At 71.5% G+C, this 17,852-nt stretch carries 16 protein-coding genes and 1 riboswitch; of the genes, 12 read left to right on the top strand and 4 right to left on the bottom strand.

Annotated features, from left to right (window positions below):
• Positions 1-97: 97 nt before the first annotated feature.
• The 3 genes from glyA to gcvT form a co-directional block, all read right to left on the bottom strand.
• Positions 98-1,357, bottom strand: coding sequence for a serine hydroxymethyltransferase (glyA, locus tag AB0M16_RS03000; protein ID WP_365338071.1), 1,260 nt, complete (start codon positions 1,355-1,357; stop codon positions 98-100).
• A gap of 24 nt (positions 1,358-1,381) precedes the next feature.
• Positions 1,382-1,759 (bottom strand): glycine cleavage system protein GcvH, encoded by a 378-nt coding sequence (gcvH, locus tag AB0M16_RS02995; protein ID WP_365338069.1) that lies wholly within the window; start codon positions 1,757-1,759, stop codon positions 1,382-1,384.
• A 112-nt stretch (positions 1,760-1,871) separates the two neighbouring features.
• Entirely contained in the window at positions 1,872-2,996 is a 1,125-nt protein-coding gene (gene gcvT, locus AB0M16_RS02990; RefSeq protein ID WP_365338067.1) for a glycine cleavage system aminomethyltransferase GcvT, read from the bottom strand.
• A gap of 158 nt (positions 2,997-3,154) precedes the next feature.
• Positions 3,155-3,254, bottom strand: a riboswitch (glycine riboswitch).
• Between the two features lie 154 nt (positions 3,255-3,408).
• Between gcvT and AB0M16_RS02985 the strand changes: the two genes are divergently transcribed.
• The 11 genes from AB0M16_RS02985 (at position 3,409) to AB0M16_RS02935 (ending at position 15,402) form a co-directional block, all read left to right on the top strand.
• On the top strand, positions 3,409-4,083 hold the full coding sequence (locus tag AB0M16_RS02985) for an AAA family ATPase (protein WP_365338065.1): 675 nt from the start codon (positions 3,409-3,411) through the stop codon (positions 4,081-4,083).
• A 99-nt stretch (positions 4,084-4,182) separates the two neighbouring features.
• Positions 4,183-4,920 (top strand): enhanced serine sensitivity protein SseB, encoded by a 738-nt coding sequence (locus AB0M16_RS02980; protein ID WP_365338063.1) that lies wholly within the window; start codon positions 4,183-4,185, stop codon positions 4,918-4,920.
• Positions 4,921-5,022: 102 nt separating this feature from the next.
• Positions 5,023-5,814, top strand: a complete 792-nt coding sequence (locus AB0M16_RS02975; RefSeq protein ID WP_365338061.1) for an enhanced serine sensitivity protein SseB C-terminal domain-containing protein — start codon at positions 5,023-5,025, stop codon at positions 5,812-5,814.
• 323 nt (positions 5,815-6,137) lie between these two features.
• Positions 6,138-7,139 carry an ABC transporter permease gene (locus tag AB0M16_RS02970; protein ID WP_365338059.1) on the top strand — a complete coding sequence of 334 codons (1,002 nt, stop codon included), beginning with the start codon at positions 6,138-6,140 and terminating at the stop codon, positions 7,137-7,139.
• Positions 7,140-7,247: 108 nt separating this feature from the next.
• Positions 7,248-9,020 carry an ABC transporter substrate-binding protein gene (locus tag AB0M16_RS02965; RefSeq protein WP_365338057.1) on the top strand — a complete coding sequence of 591 codons (1,773 nt, stop codon included), beginning with the start codon at positions 7,248-7,250 and terminating at the stop codon, positions 9,018-9,020.
• Positions 9,021-9,143: 123 nt separating this feature from the next.
• Entirely contained in the window at positions 9,144-10,142 is a 999-nt protein-coding gene (locus tag AB0M16_RS02960) for an ABC transporter permease (protein WP_365338055.1), read from the top strand.
• Positions 10,139-11,245, top strand: a complete 1,107-nt coding sequence (locus AB0M16_RS02955) for an ABC transporter ATP-binding protein (RefSeq protein ID WP_365338053.1) — start codon at positions 10,139-10,141, stop codon at positions 11,243-11,245. The genes AB0M16_RS02960 and AB0M16_RS02955 overlap by 4 nt, the downstream gene beginning before the upstream one ends.
• Positions 11,246-11,253: 8 nt before the next feature.
• Positions 11,254-12,462: a dipeptide ABC transporter ATP-binding protein gene (locus tag AB0M16_RS02950; RefSeq protein WP_365338727.1), complete on the top strand. Its 1,209-nt coding sequence runs from the start codon at positions 11,254-11,256 to the stop codon at positions 12,460-12,462.
• 100 nt (positions 12,463-12,562) lie between these two features.
• Positions 12,563-13,240, top strand: a complete 678-nt coding sequence (locus tag AB0M16_RS02945) for a trimeric intracellular cation channel family protein (RefSeq protein WP_365338051.1) — start codon at positions 12,563-12,565, stop codon at positions 13,238-13,240.
• A gap of 23 nt (positions 13,241-13,263) precedes the next feature.
• Positions 13,264-14,103 (top strand): thioesterase family protein, encoded by an 840-nt coding sequence (locus tag AB0M16_RS02940; RefSeq protein WP_365338049.1) that lies wholly within the window; start codon positions 13,264-13,266, stop codon positions 14,101-14,103.
• A gap of 135 nt (positions 14,104-14,238) precedes the next feature.
• Positions 14,239-15,402 carry a cysteine desulfurase family protein gene (locus tag AB0M16_RS02935; protein WP_365338047.1) on the top strand — a complete coding sequence of 388 codons (1,164 nt, stop codon included), beginning with the start codon at positions 14,239-14,241 and terminating at the stop codon, positions 15,400-15,402.
• A gap of 495 nt (positions 15,403-15,897) precedes the next feature.
• On the opposite strand, the gene AB0M16_RS02930 is transcribed toward AB0M16_RS02935, so the two are convergent.
• Positions 15,898-16,632, bottom strand: a complete 735-nt coding sequence (locus tag AB0M16_RS02930; protein ID WP_365338045.1) for an N-acetylmuramoyl-L-alanine amidase — start codon at positions 16,630-16,632, stop codon at positions 15,898-15,900.
• A gap of 60 nt (positions 16,633-16,692) precedes the next feature.
• On the opposite strand from AB0M16_RS02930, the gene mnmA reads away from it, so the two are divergent.
• Entirely contained in the window at positions 16,693-17,838 is a 1,146-nt protein-coding gene (mnmA, locus tag AB0M16_RS02925) for a tRNA 2-thiouridine(34) synthase MnmA (protein WP_365338043.1), read from the top strand.
• Positions 17,839-17,852 lie beyond the last annotated feature (14 nt).

Genomic DNA, 17,852 nt, shown 5'->3' with positions numbered 1-17,852 from the left:
CGGGCGGCAAAGGGGTGGGGCACCGCGCTCACTGTCCAGTGTGCGCGGTGCCCCGGAGCTTTCGTACGAACGAGCGCTGGAACTAAAGCGTACGAAATTACTTCAGGCCGGGGTACAGCGGGTGCTTCTCGGCGAGTGCCGTCACCCGGGCCTTCAGGGCCTCGGCGTCGAAACCGGGCTTCAGCGTCTCGGCGATGACGTCGGCGACCTCGCGGAAGTCCTCGGCCCGGAAGCCGCGGGTGGCGAGGGCCGGCGTGCCGATGCGCAGGCCGGAGGTGACCATCGGCGGGCGCGGGTCGTTCGGAACGGCGTTCCGGTTGACCGTGATGCCCACCTCGTGGAGGCGGTCCTCGGCCTGCTGGCCGTCGAGCTCCGAGTTCCGCAGGTCGACGAGGAGCAGGTGCACGTCGGTGCCGCCGGAGAGGACCGAGACGCCGTGCTGCGTGACGTCGTCCTGGACCAGGCGCTCGGCGATGATCTTCGCGCCCTCCAGGGTGCGCTCCTGGCGCTCCTTGAACTCCTCCGAGGCCGCGACCTTGAAGGAGACGGCCTTGGCCGCGATCACGTGCTCCAGCGGGCCGCCCTGGAAGCCGGGGAAGACCGAGGAGTTCAGCTTCTTGGCGAACTCCTTCTTCGCCAGGATGATGCCGCCGCGCGGGCCGCCGAGCGTCTTGTGCGTGGTGGAGGTGACCACGTCCGCGTACTCGACCGGGTTCGGGTGCAGACCCGCGGCGACCAGGCCCGCGAAGTGGGCCATGTCGACCCACAGGTAGGCCTCGACCTCGTCGGCGATCCGGCGGAACTCGGCGAAGTCCAGCTGGCGCGGGTAGGCCGACCAGCCCGCGATGATCACCTTCGGGCGGTGCTCCTTGGCGAGGCGCTCGACCTCGGCCATGTCGACCAGACCGGCCTCGTCCACGTGGTACGCGACCACGTTGAACTGCTTGCCGGAGAAGTTCAGCCGCATGCCGTGGGTGAGGTGGCCGCCGTGCGCCAGGTCCAGGCCGAGGATCGTGTCGCCGGGCTGGGCGATCGCGAACAGGGCGGCCTGGTTGGCGGAGGCGCCGGAGTGGGGCTGCACGTTGGCGTACTCGGCGCCGAACAGGTCCTTGATCCGGTCGATCGCGATCTGCTCGGCCACGTCGACGTGCTCGCAGCCGCCGTAGTAGCGGCGGCCCGGGTAGCCCTCGGCGTACTTGTTGGTGAGGACCGAGCCCTGGGCCTCCATGACCGCGACCGGAGCGAAGTTCTCCGAGGCGATCATCTCGAGGGTGGACTGCTGGCGGCGGAGCTCGGCGTCGACGGCGGCGGCGACGTCCGGGTCCAGCTCGTGGAGAGGGGTGTTCAGAAGCGACATGAATCGATCCCTTGGGGGTCTCGGTTAGCCGGCGGTGAAGGCGGTGTACTCGTCGGCGGAGAGCAGGTCGTCCTGCTCGGCCGTGAGGCGCACCTTGAACAGCCAGCCGCCCTCGAACGGAGCGGAGTTCACCAGCGACGGGTCGTCCACGACGTCCTGGTTCGCCTCGACGACCTCACCGGTCACCGGGGAGTACAGCTCGCTCACGGACTTGGTCGACTCCAGCTCGCCACACTCCTCGCCCGCGGTCACGGTGGCGCCGACCTCGGGGAGCTGGACGTACACGATGTCGCCGAGGGCGTTGGCCGCGTGCTCGGTGATGCCGACCGTGGCGACGCCGTCCTCGACGGCCGACAGCCACTCGTGCTCCTTGCTGTAACGCAGCTGCTGGGGGTTGCTCATGAGCTGATTCTCCTGGATCGGGGGAGTGCTGATGTACGGGGGTCTTGCGGGGTGAGACGTGTCCTGAGACGAATGCGTCACGTCCGGCGCCGACGGGGCCGGCGCCCCATGATCACTTCTGGCGCTTGTAGAACGGCAGCGCCACGACCTCGTACGGCTCGTGGGCGCCGCGGATGTCCACGCCGACGCCCTCGGTGCCCGGAGCGGCGAAAGCGGCGTCCACGTAGGCCATGGCGATCGGCTTGCCCAGGGTCGGGGACGGTGCGCCGGAGGTGATCTCGCCGATGACCTCGCCGTTCGCGACGACGGACATGCCGGCGCGCGGCACCCGGCGGCCCTCGGCGACCAGGCCGACCAGCTTGCGCGGCGGGGCGGCCTCGGCGCGCTCGGCGGCCTTCTCCAGCGCCTCGCGGCCGACGAAACGGCCCTCGTTCGTGGTCTTCTCGAACTTCACGACCCGGCCCAGGCCCGCGTCGAAGGGGGTGAGCGCGGTCGTCAGCTCGTGGCCGTACAGCGGCATGCCCGCCTCCAGGCGGAGCGTGTCGCGGCAGGACAGGCCGCACGGGATGAGGCCGACGCCCGCACCCGCCTCGGTCAGCGCCTGCCACACGCCCTCGGCGTGCTCCGGCTTGAGGAAGAGCTCGAAGCCGTCCTCGCCGGTGTAGCCCGTGCGGGCGATCAGGGCGGGGACGCCGGCGACGGTGCCGGGCAGGCCCGCGTAGTACTTCAGACCGTCCAGGTCGGCGTCCGTGAGCGACTTCAGGATGCCGGGGGACTCGGGGCCCTGGACGGCGATGAGCGCGTAGGCGTCGCGGTCGTCGCGGACCTCGGCGTCGAAGCCGGCGGCGCGCTCGGTCAGGGCGTCGAGGACGACCTGCGCGTTGGAGGCGTTGGCGACGACCATGTACTCGGTCTCGCCGAGGCGGTAGACGATCAGGTCGTCCAGGATGCCGCCGTCCTCCTGGCAGATCATCGTGTAGCGGGCGCGGCCGTTGCCCACGGTGGAGATGTTGCCGACGAGGGCGTAGTCCAGGAGGTCCACGGCCTGCGGGCCCGTGACGGTGATCTCGCCCATGTGGGAGAGGTCGAAGAGGCCGGCCTTGGTGCGGACGGCGTTGTGCTCGTCGCGCTCGCTGGCGTAGCGCAGCGGCATGTCCCAGCCGGCGAAGTCGGTCATGGTCGCGCCCAGCGAACGATGCAGCGCATCGAGGGCGGTCAGACGGGGGGCAGTGCTCATGGGGTGGCTCCCGGGTCCCAGGGCGTGCAGGGCACGACGTGCATGACGGTGAGGACGATCCTCCCCATCTGTCATGGAACCTGAGAGGTTCACCGAGGGCATCCTCGGCTTGCACCTTGGGTGGGGACGCGACAGGGCGACCCGCTTTTCAGATCTGCCTCATCCACGCGGTACGGGGCCTGAGAGATTCAAGGGAGGTGCTTGCTCCTTCGGCGCCCGGGCGCACAGGGTGCCCCGGAACTCTCCCGCGCGGATTCGAGCGGCCGGTATGCGGTTGTGGGCGCTCGTGCGAGCGCCTGGCGCGCTCATCATTGCACGGCGGGTCCGCGCGGCAAATCGCTTGCGTCTCATTACCGTTTCTTTACACTTCGTGGGCAAGGGTCTCAAAAGAGCCCGACGGGGGGAGCATGCGATGACGGTCCAGCGCACCAGCGCCTACGCCACGAGCGCGGGGATACCGGTCCAGCACGCCGGAGCCCGGGCCCGCGCCCGCAGCCGCCGCCGCGCGCGGCTGCTCAGGGACCTGCGCGAGCGCGGCGGACGCAGCCCCCGGGTGCTCAGCTTCGCGGCCGGCGACGTGGTGGTCGTCTCCGGGCTGCCCGGGGCCGGCAAGTCGACCCTCATGAGCCGCGCCGCCGAGGGGCGAGCCGTCGACTCGCAGGACACCCGGGAGCGCTGGGAGGCCCGGCTGCCCCGCTTCGTGCCCTACGCCGCCTACCGCCCCCTGGCCCGCCTCGCCCACTACGCGGGCCTCCGCCGCGCCCTGCGCTCCGGCGCCGGCGTCGTCGTGCACGACTGCGGCACCCAGTCCTGGGTGCGCGGCTGGCTCGCCCGCGAGGCCCGCCGGCGCGGGGTCGCGCTGCACCTGATCCTGCTCGACGTCGACCCCGAGACCGCCCGGGCCGGCCAGCGGGAGCGGGGCCGGGGCGTCTCCGGCTACGCCTTCGCCCGGCACCGCCGCGCCGTCGCGCGCCTGGTGCGCACCGCCGAGGCCGGCGCCCTGCCGCCCGGCTGCGCCTCGGTCACCCTGCTCGACCGGGACGCCGCCGACACCCTGCGGAGCATCGGATTCCGCGACGTGTCCTGAACCACTCCCATGCCTTCTCGCGTCCTTTTCGGTCACGGAGGCGCCGAGCCGCCGTTAAGGTGCTGACCGCACCGAGTGCCGGAAGGGGACGACAGAACCGTGGACGTGACGTGGCCGGGCAATGAGCTCGAGGAAGTACTGGCCGCCTCCCTCGGCAACCCCTCCGCCGGCGGGCGGCTGGTCGAGGTCCTCGGCCGCAGCCCCGTCTGGGTGCCCCTGCCCAACGGCGGCGGCCCCGACAGCCCCGAGCTCGACCTGCCCACCCTGGAGATCGACGGCTACCCGTACGTGCCGGTCTTCAGCTCCGAGCAGCAGTTCCTCGCCATCGCCGGCGAGCGCATGTCGTACACCGTCGCCCCCGCCCGCGACTTCGCCCGCGGCCTGCCCCCGCAGCTCGGCATCGCCGTGAACCCCGGCGGCACCGTCGGCGTCCCGCTGCCCCCGCCCGCCGTCGCCGAGCTCTGCAGGTCCGGCCGCACCGCCCTCGACGGGCCCGCCGGCGGCGGCCGCGTGCGCCTCTTCGAGCCCGACTGGCAGGACGACCCGGTCGACTTCCTCGCCGCCGCCTCCGCCGAGTTCGAGGCCACCGGCGTCGTCGCCACCGCCCGCCGCACCCTGGCCAGCGTCGAGGGCACCGAACCCGCCCTCTTCGTCGGCGTCCAGCTCACCGGCCCCGAGGCCGACCGCAACGCGCCGCTCGACGCACTCGGCCGCGCCCTCGGCAGGGTCGAGGTCGCCTGGCCGGTCAACCTCATCCTGCTCGACGTGGCCCAGGACCCGGTCGGCGACTGGATGCTGGAGAAGGTACGCCCCTTCTTCCAGCGCGCCGCCGTGTGACGGCCCCCCTGTTTAAGCTGAACTGATTCAGAAGCTCCGGAGGCGATCGGCCTCGGGGGCGATCCAGACCGGGTGACGGAAGAAAGAGGGGCGGGACCCACGGTGAGCGCGTCAGGCACCGCTGCGGCCGGAAAGGTCGAGCACATGCTGCGCCAGGTGGCGCCCGGGCGCCACGACGCCTACGAGGAGCTGCTGCACGCCCTCACCGGCGGCGAGGTCTGGATGCTCCTCTGGCAGGGCAACCCCGGCTCGCCCGAAGCCCAGTACGGGAACATGGAGGTCGACGGCTACGGCTACGCCCCCTGTGTCACCTCCGCCCAGGAGCTGTCCGCCTCCGGCTGGAACCGCGCCCACGAGGTCGTGTCCGGCCTGGACATCGCCCGCGCCCTCTTTCCCGACCGCTGGGGCATCTGGCTCAATCCGCACGCCCCCGGCGGCGGCGTCGGCATCCCCTGGGCCGATCTGCGCCGCATCGCCACCGGGCTGGGCCGGATGCCGGCCGGGCCCCTGCGGCTCTCCGAGCCCGCCGTCGAGATCCCGCAGTTCTACGCCCTGCTCACGCAGAACGCCCACCGCACCCCGGCCGTCCGCTCGCTGCGCCGGGCCTGGGTGCAGCCCGCGCTCGGCTCCCCGTACCTGGCCATCGGTCTCGACCTGTACGACTCCTCGCCGGCCTCCGTCGAGGCGGTCCGGGCGATGATGCACCGCACGGTCGCCACCGTCCCCGACGGCCTGCCCGTCTCCACGGTCGCCATGTCCGACACGTACGACCCGGTCGCGATGTGGCTGCAGGCGCACGCGCGCCCCTTCTACGACCGCGACGCGCACGCCGGTCCGGCGGCCCCGCCCGCCCCCGGCTACGGCTACCCCCCGGCCGCGCCCCGCACGTACTGAAACGTCCCTTTCCGGCCTTCCTGTCGCCCCAATTCTCGCCCGCGCGACAGCACTTGGGCCGGATGTCCGATCTGGTCGAATAGCGGCCGAGATGGTCCGCTCACGCGCTCGCGACGTCCGGATAACGGAAGACAACGCACCGCATCACGTTTGAGCAAACATTCCCCGCGAGGTCTGGCGGGTGATCGCGAGCCCATTGAAGACTCCCCGGAACACCAGGCGTTCGGCCCCTCAGGGCCGGTGCCCAGCAGTTGTTCCACCGAGCCGCTACCCGCGGCGGGCAAGGGCCGGCGACCCGGCGGCCGAGAGGGGTCCTCACCACGATGACGGCACCACTGCACGAGACGAGTGCGGCTGAATCCGCCGCCGCCGTCGACGCCGTGCCCGACGCGCCGGCCAAGGCGATCGAGGGCCGTTCCCCCTGGCAGATCGCGTGGGCCAGGCTCAAGCGCGACAAGCTCGCCCTCGCGGGCGCGTTCGTCGTCGTCTTCCTGATCCTGGTGGCGATCTTCGCCCCGGTCATCGTCGGTCTCCTCGGCCACCCGCCGGACGAGTTCCACGAGGACCAGATCGACCCGCTCTTCGGCACCCCGATCGGTTCCTGGGGCGGCGTGAGCTCCGACTTCCTCTTCGGGGTCGAGCCGGTCAACGGCCGCGACGTCTTCAGCCGCATCGTCTACGGTGCCCGGATCTCGCTGCTGGTGGCCTTCCTCGCCGCCCTCTTCGCGGTGGCCCTCGGCACCGTCCTCGGCATCATCGCCGGCTACTTCGGCGGCTGGATCGACGCGGCGCTCAGCCGGGTCATGGACGTGATGCTCGCCTTCCCGCAGCTGCTCTTCACCATCGCGCTGGTCTCGGTGCTGCCCAACCAGCTCCTCGGCCTCGACGGCTCGGGCGTCCGCATCGCGGCCCTGGTCCTGGTGATCGGCTTCTTCGGATGGCCGTACGTCGGCCGCATCGTCCGCGGCCAGACCCTCAGCCTGCGCAACCGCGAGTACGTGGAGGCCGCGCAGTCCCTCGGCGCCGGCCGGTTCTACATCCTGCGCCGCGAGCTGCTGCCCAACCTGATCGCCCCCATCACCGTCTACGCGACCCTGATGATCCCCACCAACATCCTCACCGAAGCGGCGCTCAGCTTCCTCGGCGCGGGTGTGAAGCCGCCCACGGCCTCCTGGGGCCAGATGCTCTCGACGGCCATCACGACCTACGAGTCGGACCCCCTGTTCATGGTGATCCCCGGCCTCGCCATCTTCATCACCGTGCTTGCGTTCAACCTCTTCGGCGACGGCGTGCGTGACGCGCTCGACCCGAAGGGCTCCCGCTGACCGTACGCCGTTCACCGCAAGACCAGCCCCTGCCGCTGTCGACAGGAGGCACATCCCCCAACGGCGGACCACCGTAACGGCCGCCACTACTTCGGAGGTTGCTCGACCATGACTCTGAACAGCTCCCAGAGGCGCAGAATCGCCGCGGGCGCGCTGCTCGCCGCGGCCACGATGGTCGTCACCACCGCCTGTGGCGGCGGCAACGGCGGCAGCGGTGGCGGCAAGGGCGAGGGCGGCGCGGCCGGCTTCAACGCCGGTGTGAACAAGGTCGCGAACGCCTCCGACAAGAAGGGCGGCGAGCTGAAGTTCATCGGCTCGCAGGAGGCCGACAGCTGGGACCCGCAGCGCGGCTACTACGGCTTCGTCTGGGACTTCCAGCGCTACTTCACGCGTCAGCTGGTCACCTTCAAGGCCGAGCCGGGCGCCGCCTCCACCGAGCTGGTCCCCGACCTCGCCACCGACGCCGGCAAGGTCTCGGCCGACGGCCTCACCTACACGTTCACGCTGAAGGACGGCGTGAAGTGGGAGGACGGCAAGCCGATCACCTCCAAGGACATCAAGTACGGCATCGAGCGCATCTGGGCCCAGGACCTCATCTCCGGTGGCCCGATCTACCTCCAGCAGGTCCTGGACCCCAAGGGCGAGTACAAGGGCCCGTACAAGGACACCTCCGCGGACAAGCTCGGTCTGAAGGCGATCGAGACCCCGGACGACAAGACCATCGTCTTCAAGCTGCCGGTCGCCAACGGTGACTTCCTGCAGATGCTGGCCATGCCGGCCGCCTCCCCGGTCCGCCAGGACAAGGACACCAAGGCCAAGTACGGCCTCGGCGTCTTCTCCTCCGGCCCGTACAAGTGGCAGTCGTACACGCCGAACAAGTCCATGAAGCTCGTCCGCAACGAGAACTGGGACGCGAAGACGGACAACATCCGCAAGGCGCTCCCGGACACCATCTCCGTCACGTTCACCACGAACGCCGACGACATGGACAACCGCCTGGTCGAGGGCGAGTACGACCTCGACATCAACGCGACCGGTGTCGGCGCCTCCGCCCGCCAGAAGGTGCTCCAGCAGCACAAGGGCAACGTGGACAACCCGCAGACCGGCTTCATCCGGTACGCGGTCTTCCCGCAGACGGTGATCCCGAACATCGAGTGCCGCAAGGCGATCATCTACGCGGCCGACTCCAAGTCCCTCCAGACCGCCCGTGGCGGCCCGCAGGCCGGTGGCGACATCGCCTCCAACATGCTGCCGCCGGCGATCAAGGGTGCCGACCCGAAGGCCGACCCGTACGGCAAGCTCGGTGGCGCCCCTGACCTCGCCAAGGCGAAGGAGGCGCTGAAGAAGTGCGGTAAGCCGAACGGCTTCAAGACCACGATCGCGGTCCGCAACAACAAGAAGATCGAGATCGCCACCGCCGAGTCCCTGCAGCAGTCGCTGAAGGCCGTCGGCATCGACGCCCAGATCGACCAGTTCGACGGCGCCCAGACCTCCGGCATCATCGGCTCGCCGAAGGTGGTCAAGGAGAAGGGCTACGGCATCATCATCATGGGCTGGGGCGCCGACTTCCCGTCGGGCCAGGGCTTCCTGCAGCCGCTCGTCGACGGTCGCTTCATCCTGCAGAGCGGTAACAACAACTTCTCCGAGCTGAACGACCCGGCCGTCAACGGCCTGTTCGACCAGGCGCTGAAGGAGACCGACCCGAACAAGGCCGGCGAGCTCTACAAGCAGATCAACACGAAGGTCTCGGAGGCCGCGGTCTACCTGCCCTTCACCCACGAGAAGAACATCATCTGGCGCAGCTCGCGACTGACGAACGTCTACACGGCCGACGCCTACAACGGTCGCTACGACTACGCGTCGCTCGGCGTCGTGAAGTAAGCCGAGTCAGAAACCAACTCGCTCCAACGGCGCACCCGCCGCTAGGTCCGAAGGGCAGGTGATGGCCGTGCGCGACGGCCGGGGGATCCGATCGGGTCCCCCGGCCGCCGACCGGCCGACCGCATGCTTGCATACATAGTCCGACGGCTCTTCGCCGTCGTCGTGATGCTGCTCGTCGTCACGCTGGTGACGCTCAGCATCTTCTTCCTCATCCCCAAGATGACCGGCAGCGACCCTGCCGCGATGTTCGTCGGCAAGCAGGCGGATCCGGCTTCCATTGAGGGCATCCGTCAGAAGCTGGGCCTGGACGAGCCGATCCTGGTGCAGTTCTGGCACTTCGTCTCCGGAATCTTCGTCGGCCGTGACTACACGGGCGGCGGCGAGACCATCCACTGCGCGGCCCCCTGCCTCGGCTACTCGTTCCGCACCGAGCAGGACGTGTGGTCGATGCTGGTCGACGCCTTCCCGGTCACGCTCTCCATGGTGCTCGGTGCCGCGGTGCTGTGGCTGGTCATGGGCGTCTCCACCGGTGTCGTCTCCGCGCTCAAGCGGGGCACGATCATCGACCGCGCCGCGATGATCACCGCGCTCGCGGGCGTCTCGCTCCCCATCTTCTTCACCGCCATGCTGGCGATGCTCGTCTTCCGCACGCAGCTGGGCTGGCTCAACGCCTCCTACGTGCCGATCAGCGAGTCCTTCGGCGGCTGGTTCGGCGGCCTGCTGCTGCCCTGGGTCACCCTCGCCTTCCTCTACGCGGCGATGTACGCGCGACTCACCCGCGCCACCATGCTGGAGGTCCTGGGCGAGGACTACATCCGCACCGCGCGGGCCAAGGGCCTGCCGGAGCCGGTGGTGCTCGGCAAGCACGCCATGCGCTCCACCATGACCCCGATCCTGACCATCTTCGGCATGGACCTCGGCGCCCTCATCGGCGGCGCGATCCTGACCGAGACCGCGTTCAGCCTCCACGGCCTCGGCGGCCTCGCCATCAAGGGCGTGAGCGAGCGCGACCTGCCGCTGATCCTGGCGGTGACCCTCGTGACGGCGTCCTGTGTGGTCATCGCGAACCTCGTGGTCGACCTCCTGTACGCCGTGATCGACCCCCGAGTGAGGCTCGCATGACCGACAAGCTGACGAAGACCGGCGCCGCGCTCGGCGAGCCGGTCGCGTCCGGCAAGGACGCCCCGTCGGACGCCTTCCTCGACGTCCGCGACCTCAAGATCCACTTCCCGACCGACGACGGTCTGGTGAAGTCGGTCGACGGCCTCACCTTCCAGCTGGAGAAGGGCAAGACCCTCGGCATCGTGGGTGAGTCCGGCTCCGGCAAGTCGGTCACCTCGCTCGGCATCATGGGCCTGCACACCGTCGGCCAGTACGGCCGGCAGAAGGCCCGCATCTCCGGCGAGATCTGGCTCAACGGACGGGAGATGCTCTCCGCGGACCCCGAAGAGGTGCGCCGCATGCGCGGCCGCGAGATGGCGATGATCTTCCAGGACCCGCTGTCCGCGATGCACCCGTACTACACGGTCGGCCACCAGATCGTGGAGGCCTACCGGGTCCACAACCAGGTCGACAAGAAGACCGCCCGCAAGCGGGCCGTCGAGCTCCTCGACCGCGTGGGCATCCCCGAGCCGGCCAAGCGGTTCGACAACTACCCGCACGAGTTCTCCGGCGGTATGCGCCAGCGCGCGATGATCGCGATGGCGCTGGTGAACAACCCCGAGCTGCTCATCGCGGACGAGCCCACCACCGCGCTCGACGTGACCGTCCAGGCCCAGATCCTCGACCTGATCCGGGACCTGCAGAAGGAGTTCGGCTCCGCGGTCATCATCATCACGCACGACCTCGGCGTGGTCGCCGAGATCGCCGACGACATCCTCGTCATGTACGGCGGGCGGTGCGTGGAGCGCGGTTCGGCCGAGGACGTCTTCTACGAGCCCCAGCACCCCTACACCTGGGGACTGCTCGGTTCCATGCCGCGCATCGACCGCGAGCAGACCGACCGGCTCATCCCGGTCAAGGGCAACCCGCCCAGCCTCATCAACGTCCCGAGCGGCTGTGCCTTCAACCCGCGCTGCCCGTACGCGGACGTCCCCAAGGGCGGCATCACCCGGACCGTGCGCCCCGAGCTGACCGAGACCGGCAGCCGCCACTTCTCGGCCTGCCACATGGCGCCCGAGGAGCGGACCCGGATCTGGACCGAAGAGATTGCGCCGAAGCTGTGACCGACACCATGGAATCCTCGCCGGAGCCCCTGCTCAAGGTCACCGGCCTGCAGAAGCACTTCCCCATCAAGAAGGGCCTGCTGCAGCGTCAGACCGGCGCCGTGAAGGCGGTCGACGGCATCGACTTCGAGGTCTACCCCGGTGAGACCCTCGGCGTCGTCGGCGAGTCCGGCTGCGGCAAGTCGACGATGGGCCGGCTGATCACGCGCCTGCTGGAACCCACGGCCGGCCGGATCGAGTTCGAGGGCACGGACATCTCCCACCTCGGGGTGGCGAAGATGCGTCCGCTGCGCCGCGACATCCAGATGATCTTCCAGGACCCGTACGGCTCGCTGAACCCGCGCCACACGGTCGGCTCGATCGTCTCGGCCCCCTTCAACCTGCAGGGCGTGGAGCCCGAGGGCGGTGTGAAGAAGGAGGTCCAGCGCCTGCTGGGCCTGGTCGGTCTCAACCCCGAGCACTACAACCGCTACCCGCACGAGTTCTCGGGCGGCCAGCGCCAGCGCATCGGCATCGCGCGCGCCCTGGCCCTGAAGCCGAAGCTGGTCGTCGCGGACGAGCCCGTCTCGGCCCTGGACGTCTCCATCCAGGCGCAGGTGGTCAACCTCCTGGACGACCTCCAGGAGGAACTGGGCCTCACGTACGTGATCATCGCCCACGACCTCTCGGTGATCCGCCACGTCTCGGACCGCATCGCGGTGATGTACCTGGGCAAGGTCGTCGAGCTCGCCGACCGCAAGTCCCTGTACGAGTCGCCGATGCACCCGTACACCCGCGCCCTGATGTCCGCGGTCCCGATCCCGGACCCGCGCCGCCGCGGTGCGAAGACGGACCGCATCCTCCTGACCGGTGACGTCCCGTCGCCGATCGCCCCGCCCCCGGGATGCCGCTTCCACACCCGCTGCTGGAAGGCCACGGAGGTCTGCAAGACCCAGGAGCCCCCGCTCCTGGAGCTCCGCCCGGGCCAGCGCGTGGCCTGCCACCACCCGGAGAACGCGGAGGGCCTGACGGTCCCGGCGGCGCGGGAGTCGGTCGAGGTCGCGATCACGAAGGCGCCGGCGGAGGCGAAGCAGGCGGAGACGCCGGCGGAGCCCGAGGCGGACGCGTCGGCCGGGCGGGACGGGACGGTCGAGGCGGTCGCGTCGCCCGCGGCCGTCGAGTCCGAGGCCGCCGAGGCGGACGCCCCGGCGAAGCCGGAGAAGTCGCCGGAGGCGTGAACGCAGGTGAGGCCCCCGCTGCCCAGGGCAGCGGGGGCCTCACGGCGTACCGGCCCCACCGGTGCGCGGAGCCCGTCCCCGCGACCGGGACAATGGGGCGGTGCTCCACGATTTGTTCAACCCCTCCGTCCAACACGCGCTCGACCTCGTCGGCATCTTCGTCTTCGCGATCTCCGGCGCCCTGCTCGCCGTCCGCAAGAACTTCGACGTCTTCGGCATCGCCGTCCTCGCCGAGGTCACGGCGCTCGGCGGCGGGCTCCTGCGGGACCTGATCATCGGCGCCGTACCGCCGGCCGCGTTCACGGATCTCGGCTACTTCCTCATGCCGCTCGTCGCGACCGTGCTCGTCTTCTTCCTCCATCCCGAGGTGGAGCGCACCCAGACCGCGGTGAACGTCTTCGACGCGGCGGGCCTCGGGCTGTTCTGCGTGACCGGCACGACCAAGGCCTACGACTACGGTCTCGGCCTGACCTCCTCCGCGGCGCTCGGTCTGGCCACGGCCGTCGGCGGTGGTGTCCTGCGGGACGTCCTGGCGAACGAGGTGCCGTCGCTGCTGCGCTGGGACCGTGACCTGTACGCCGTGCCGGCCATCGTGGGCGCGACGATGACCGTGCTCTTCATCCGCTTCGACGTGCTGAATGCCTACACCAGCGGTACCGCCGTCGCGACCGCCTTCGTCCTGCGCCTCTTCGCCATGCGCTACCACTGGCGGGCCCCGCGGGCCTGGAACCGGCGCTCCTCCGCCCGCGAGGAGCCCGAAAAAGCTACCGCTCAGTAGCTAAAACCTGTACCGTCGAGGACATGAGCACGAGCATCGAGACGGTGAGCGAGTTCGATCGCGACACCGCCGTGACCCTTCGCGAGCCCGGCGTCTACGACGCCGAACTCTCCGCGGGCTGGACGATCATCCACGCCGTCAACGGCGGCTACCTCCTCGCCCTGCTCGGCCGCGCGCTCGGCGACCACCTGCCGCACCCCGACCCGTTCACGATCTCGGCGCACTACCTCACGCCGTCCGTGCCGGGCCCCGCGGTCATCCGCACCGAGACGGTCCGCACCGGTCGCACCCTCTCCACCGGCCAGGCCTCCCTCCTCCAGTACGCGGAGGACGGCACCGAGGTCGAGCGCATCCGCGTGCTCGCCTCGTACGGCGACCTGGACACGCTCCCGGACGAGGTCCGCACCACCGCGACCCCGCCCGCCGTCGCGCCGATCGACCAGTGCTTCGGCGCCTCCGACGGCCCCGCCCCGGCGATCCCCGGCTCCTCGGCGATCACCGAGCGGCTCGACGTCCGCCTCGACCCGGCGACCGTCGGCTGGGCGATCGGCGCCCCGTCGGGCAAGGGCGAGATGCGCGGCTGGTTCGGCCTGGCCGACGGCCGCGACCCCGACCCGCTCTCCCTGCTCCTCACCGTCGACGCGCTGCCGCCGACCTCCTTCGAGCTGGGCCTCAAGGGCTGGACCCCCACGGTCGAGCTCACCACCCACGTCCGCTGCCGCCCGGCCCCCGGCCCGCTGCGGGTCTCCATCACCACCCGCAACCTCGCGGGCGGCTTCCTGGAGGAGGACGCCGAGGTCTGGGACTCCGCCGACCGCCTGGTCGCCCAGTCCCGCCAACTGGCCCGCGCACCCCGCGGCTGAGCCGAGCCCGGAGGCCCTCGCCCCGCCCGTCGCCCGCGCCCACCTCGCCGGGTGGCGGCCGGGGCGGCGCGCTCCGCGGCGTAAACAGGCCAGAGGGCGGCGGCACCGGGGCCGCCTCGTAGAATCGGTCCCACCATGGCTTACCTCGACCACGCCGCGACCACGCCCATGCTTCCCGAGGCGATCGAGGCGATGACCGCCCAGCTCGCCGTCACCGGCAACGCCTCCTCGCTGCACGCCGCGGGCCGCCGCGCCCGGCGGACCGTCGAGGAAGCCCGCGAGACCCTCGCGGGCGCGCTCGGGGCCCGGCCCAGCGAGGTGGTGTTCACCTCCGGAGGCACCGAGGCCGACAACCTCGCCGTGAAGGGCCTGTTCTGGGCCCGCCGCGCCGCCGACCCGCGCCGCACCCGCGTCCTCGCCAGCCCCGTCGAGCACCACGCCGTCCTCGACGCCGTCGACTGGCTCGCCACCCACGAGGGCGCCACCGTCGAGTACCTGCCCGTCGACCCGCACGGCCGGGTCCACCCCGAGGCCCTGCGCGAGGCCGTCGCGCGCGAGCCCGAGTCGGTCGCCCTGGCCACCGTCATGTGGGCCAACAATGAGATCGGCACGATCATGCCGATCCGTGAACTCGCCGACGTCGCTGCCGAGTTCGACATCCCGCTGCACGCCGACGCGGTCCAGGCCTTCGGACAGGTTCCGGTCGACTTCGCCGCCTCCGGACTCGCCGCCATGACCGTCTCCGGGCACAAGATCGGCGGCCCCTACGGCATCGGCGCCCTCCTCCTCGGCCGCGAGTACACCCCCGTCCCCGTCCTGCACGGCGGCGGCCAGGAGCGACACGTCCGCTCCGGCACCCTCGACGTGCCCGCCGTCGCCGCCTTCGCCGTGGCCGGCCGGCTCTCCGCCGAGGGCCGCGAGGAGTTCGCCCGCACCGTCGGCGCCCTGCGCGACGAGCTCGTCACCACCGTCCGCGCCGCCGTCCCCGACGCGATCCTCGGCGGCGACCCGGTCGACCGGCTCCCCGCCAACGCCCACTTCACCTTCCCCGGCTGCGAGGGCGACTCCCTGCTCCTGCTTCTCGACGCGGCCGGCATCGAGTGCTCCACCGGCTCCGCCTGCACCGCCGGCATCGCCCAGCCCAGCCACGTCCTGCTCGCCACGGGTACCGACCCCGACCTGGCCCGCGGCACGCTGCGCTTCAGCCTCGGCCACACCTCCACCAAGGAGGACGTGGCGGCGGTCGCCGAGGCCATCGGCCCGGCCGTGGAACGGGCGCGGGCGGCCGGCCTGAGCTGAGGGCCTACCTTCGCGGACCGTCCGCCCCCGCGGGACCCGTGTCGGCGGCCGGGCCGCGGCGGCCGGGTCCCGACGGCCCGGTCCCGACGATCGGGCCGCGACGGCCGGGCCGCGACGGTCGGCCCGCGGCGGCCGGGTCCCGACGGTCGGGTCCCGACGATCGGGCTGCGACGGTCGGGCTGCGGCGGCCGGGCCGCGGCGGCCGGGTCCCGACGGTCGGCCCGCGGCGGCCCCGCGCCGGTGGGTCCGACCCTGGCCGTCGGGGGCCGATTGTGCGGCCCTGGCGGTCGGGCCCTGGCGGTCGGGCCCTGGCGGTCGGGCCCTGGCGGTCCCGCGCCGGTAGGTCAGACCCTGGCGGTCAGGGACCCACCGGGCGGCCCTGGCGGTCGGGCCGCGGCGGTCCAGCGCCGGCCGTGCGGTCCCGCCGGTCACCCGCCGGCCGTGCGGCCTTCACGGTCGGGCCCTGGACGCCCCCGCCGGCCGTCCCACGCGGTCTCAGCCCAGCCGTGTGCGTTCCTGCCGTACGAGGGCGATGTAGCGCTTCCAGTCCCAGTGCGGCCCCGGGTCCGTGTGGTCCGTGCCCGGCACCTCCACGTGCCCGATGATGTGCTCCCGGTCCACGGGTATCCCGTACCGCGCGCATATCCCGGCTGTCAGCCGCGCCGACGCCGCGTACATCGCCGCCGTGAAGTCCTGCGGCCGGTCGACGAAGCCCTCGTGCTCGATGCCGATGCTGCGCTCGTTCATGTCCCGGTTCCCCGCGTGGAAGGCCACGTCGAGCTCGCGGATCATCTGCGCGACGTGCCCGTCCTTGCGGACGACGTAATGCGCGGCGGCGCCGTGCCCGGGATCCTTGAAGACCTTCAGCGCCGACGCGTAGCTGCCCTGGACGACGTGGATCACCACGCGGTCGACCACGTAGTCGTCCGGGCGGTCCGCCCGCCGCCAGTTCGCCCGCGAGGCCGCCGACCACTCGGCACCCTTGTGGTCCAGCTCGCCCTCGACCCGCTTCTTCTCCATCCCCGGCAGGCGCCAGTAGAGCCGCGCCAGCTCGTCCCGGGCGAAGACGGCCGTGCCGGCGACGGCGACGGCGCCGCCGAGCAGCACCGCGCGACGCCCCGGCCCTTTCCCGCCCCCTGCCGCGGCCTTGGCTCCGCCCTTGGCCTTGCCCTTGCCCTTGGCCGCGCTTCCGCCCTTGGCCGTTCCTCTGCCCTGTCCCTTGCTCCCCATGTGATCGAGAACGCTTACTCCGACGACCTCGGTTCCCCGTGCCCGTACCCTGGTAGAGCTATGACTCAGACCTCGCCGCAGCGCTCCCACCCCCGTCCCCTCCGGGTACTTGCCGCCATGTCCGGCGGTGTCGACTCCGCCGTCGCCGCCGCCCGCGCCGCCGAGGCCGGGCACGACGTCACCGGCGTGCACCTGGCCCTCTCCGCGAACCCGCAGTCCTTCCGGACCGGCGCGCGGGGCTGTTGCACCATCGAGGACTCGCGCGACGCCCGGCGGGCCGCCGACGTCATCGGCATCCCGTTCTACGTGTGGGACCTCGCCGAGCGCTTCCGCGAGGACGTCGTCGCGGACTTCGTCGCCGAGTACGAGGCGGGCCGCACGCCCAACCCGTGCCTGCGCTGCAACGAGAAGATCAAGTTCGCCGCGCTCCTCGACAAGGCGCTCGCGCTCGGCTTCGACGCCGTCTGCACCGGCCACTACGCGACCGTCGTCCTCAACGAGGACGGCACCCGCGAGCTGCACCGGGCCTCCGACATGGCCAAGGACCAGTCGTACGTCCTCGGCGTGCTCGACGAGAAGCAGCTCGCGCACGCCATGTTCCCGCTCGGCGACACCCTCACCACCAAGGACGAGATCCGCGCCGAGGCGGAGCGGCGCGGCCTCGCCGTGGCCAAGAAGCCCGACAGCCACGACATCTGCTTCATCGCCGACGGCGACACCCAGGGCTTCCTCGCCTCCCATCTGGGTACGGCCGAGGGAGACATCGTCGACGAGTCCGGTACGAAGGTGGGCAGCCACCAGGGCGCGTACGGCTTCACCATCGGCCAGCGCAAGGGCCTGCGCATCGGGCACCCGGCCCCCGACGGCAAGCCGCGCTACGTCCTCGACATCTCCCCGGTGAACAACACGGTCACCGTCGGCCCCGCCGAGTCCCTGGACGTCACCGCGCTCACGGCCATCAAGCCCCGCTGGTGCGGCACCGCCCCCGAGGGCCCCGGCCGCTACACCGCCCAGCTGCGCGCCCACGGCGGCGAGACCCCGGTCACCGCCGCGCTCGAGGCCGGCCGACTGACCGTCACCTTCGACGAGCCGGTCCGCGGCGTCGCCCCCGGCCAGGCGATCGTGCTGTACGACGGCACGCGGGTGGTCGGCTCGGCGACGATCGCGACGACGGCGCGGAAGACGGCGGCGACCGCCGACGCGTGACGCGCGCGCACCGG

Source organism: Streptomyces sp. NPDC051921 (assembly GCF_040680975.1).
Classification (GTDB): Bacteria; Actinomycetota; Actinomycetes; order Streptomycetales; family Streptomycetaceae; genus Streptomyces.
Note: the sequence above shows the minus strand (reverse complement) of the source record. Positions and strands in the feature narration are given on the sequence as shown.

What these genes read in the sequence shown, in the direction of transcription:
- glyA (WP_365338071.1), bottom strand. Translation starts at nt 1,357, where the DNA reads ATGTCGCTTCTGAACACCCCTCTCCACGAGCTGGACCCGGACGTCGCC.
- gcvH (WP_365338069.1), bottom strand. Translation starts at nt 1,759, where the DNA reads ATGAGCAACCCCCAGCAGCTGCGTTACAGCAAGGAGCACGAGTGGCTG.
- gcvT (WP_365338067.1), bottom strand. Translation starts at nt 2,996, where the DNA reads ATGAGCACTGCCCCCCGTCTGACCGCCCTCGATGCGCTGCATCGTTCG.
- AB0M16_RS02985 (WP_365338065.1), top strand. Translation starts at nt 3,409, where the DNA reads ATGACGGTCCAGCGCACCAGCGCCTACGCCACGAGCGCGGGGATACCG.
- AB0M16_RS02970 (WP_365338059.1), top strand. Translation starts at nt 6,138, where the DNA reads ATGACGGCACCACTGCACGAGACGAGTGCGGCTGAATCCGCCGCCGCC.
- AB0M16_RS02965 (WP_365338057.1), top strand. Translation starts at nt 7,248, where the DNA reads ATGACTCTGAACAGCTCCCAGAGGCGCAGAATCGCCGCGGGCGCGCTG.
- AB0M16_RS02960 (WP_365338055.1), top strand. Translation starts at nt 9,144, where the DNA reads ATGCTTGCATACATAGTCCGACGGCTCTTCGCCGTCGTCGTGATGCTG.
- AB0M16_RS02955 (WP_365338053.1), top strand. Translation starts at nt 10,139, where the DNA reads ATGACCGACAAGCTGACGAAGACCGGCGCCGCGCTCGGCGAGCCGGTC.
- AB0M16_RS02950 (WP_365338727.1), top strand. Translation starts at nt 11,254, where the DNA reads ATGGAATCCTCGCCGGAGCCCCTGCTCAAGGTCACCGGCCTGCAGAAG.
- AB0M16_RS02940 (WP_365338049.1), top strand. Translation starts at nt 13,264, where the DNA reads ATGAGCACGAGCATCGAGACGGTGAGCGAGTTCGATCGCGACACCGCC.
- AB0M16_RS02935 (WP_365338047.1), top strand. Translation starts at nt 14,239, where the DNA reads ATGGCTTACCTCGACCACGCCGCGACCACGCCCATGCTTCCCGAGGCG.
- AB0M16_RS02930 (WP_365338045.1), bottom strand. Translation starts at nt 16,632, where the DNA reads ATGGGGAGCAAGGGACAGGGCAGAGGAACGGCCAAGGGCGGAAGCGCG.
- mnmA (WP_365338043.1), top strand. Translation starts at nt 16,693, where the DNA reads ATGACTCAGACCTCGCCGCAGCGCTCCCACCCCCGTCCCCTCCGGGTA.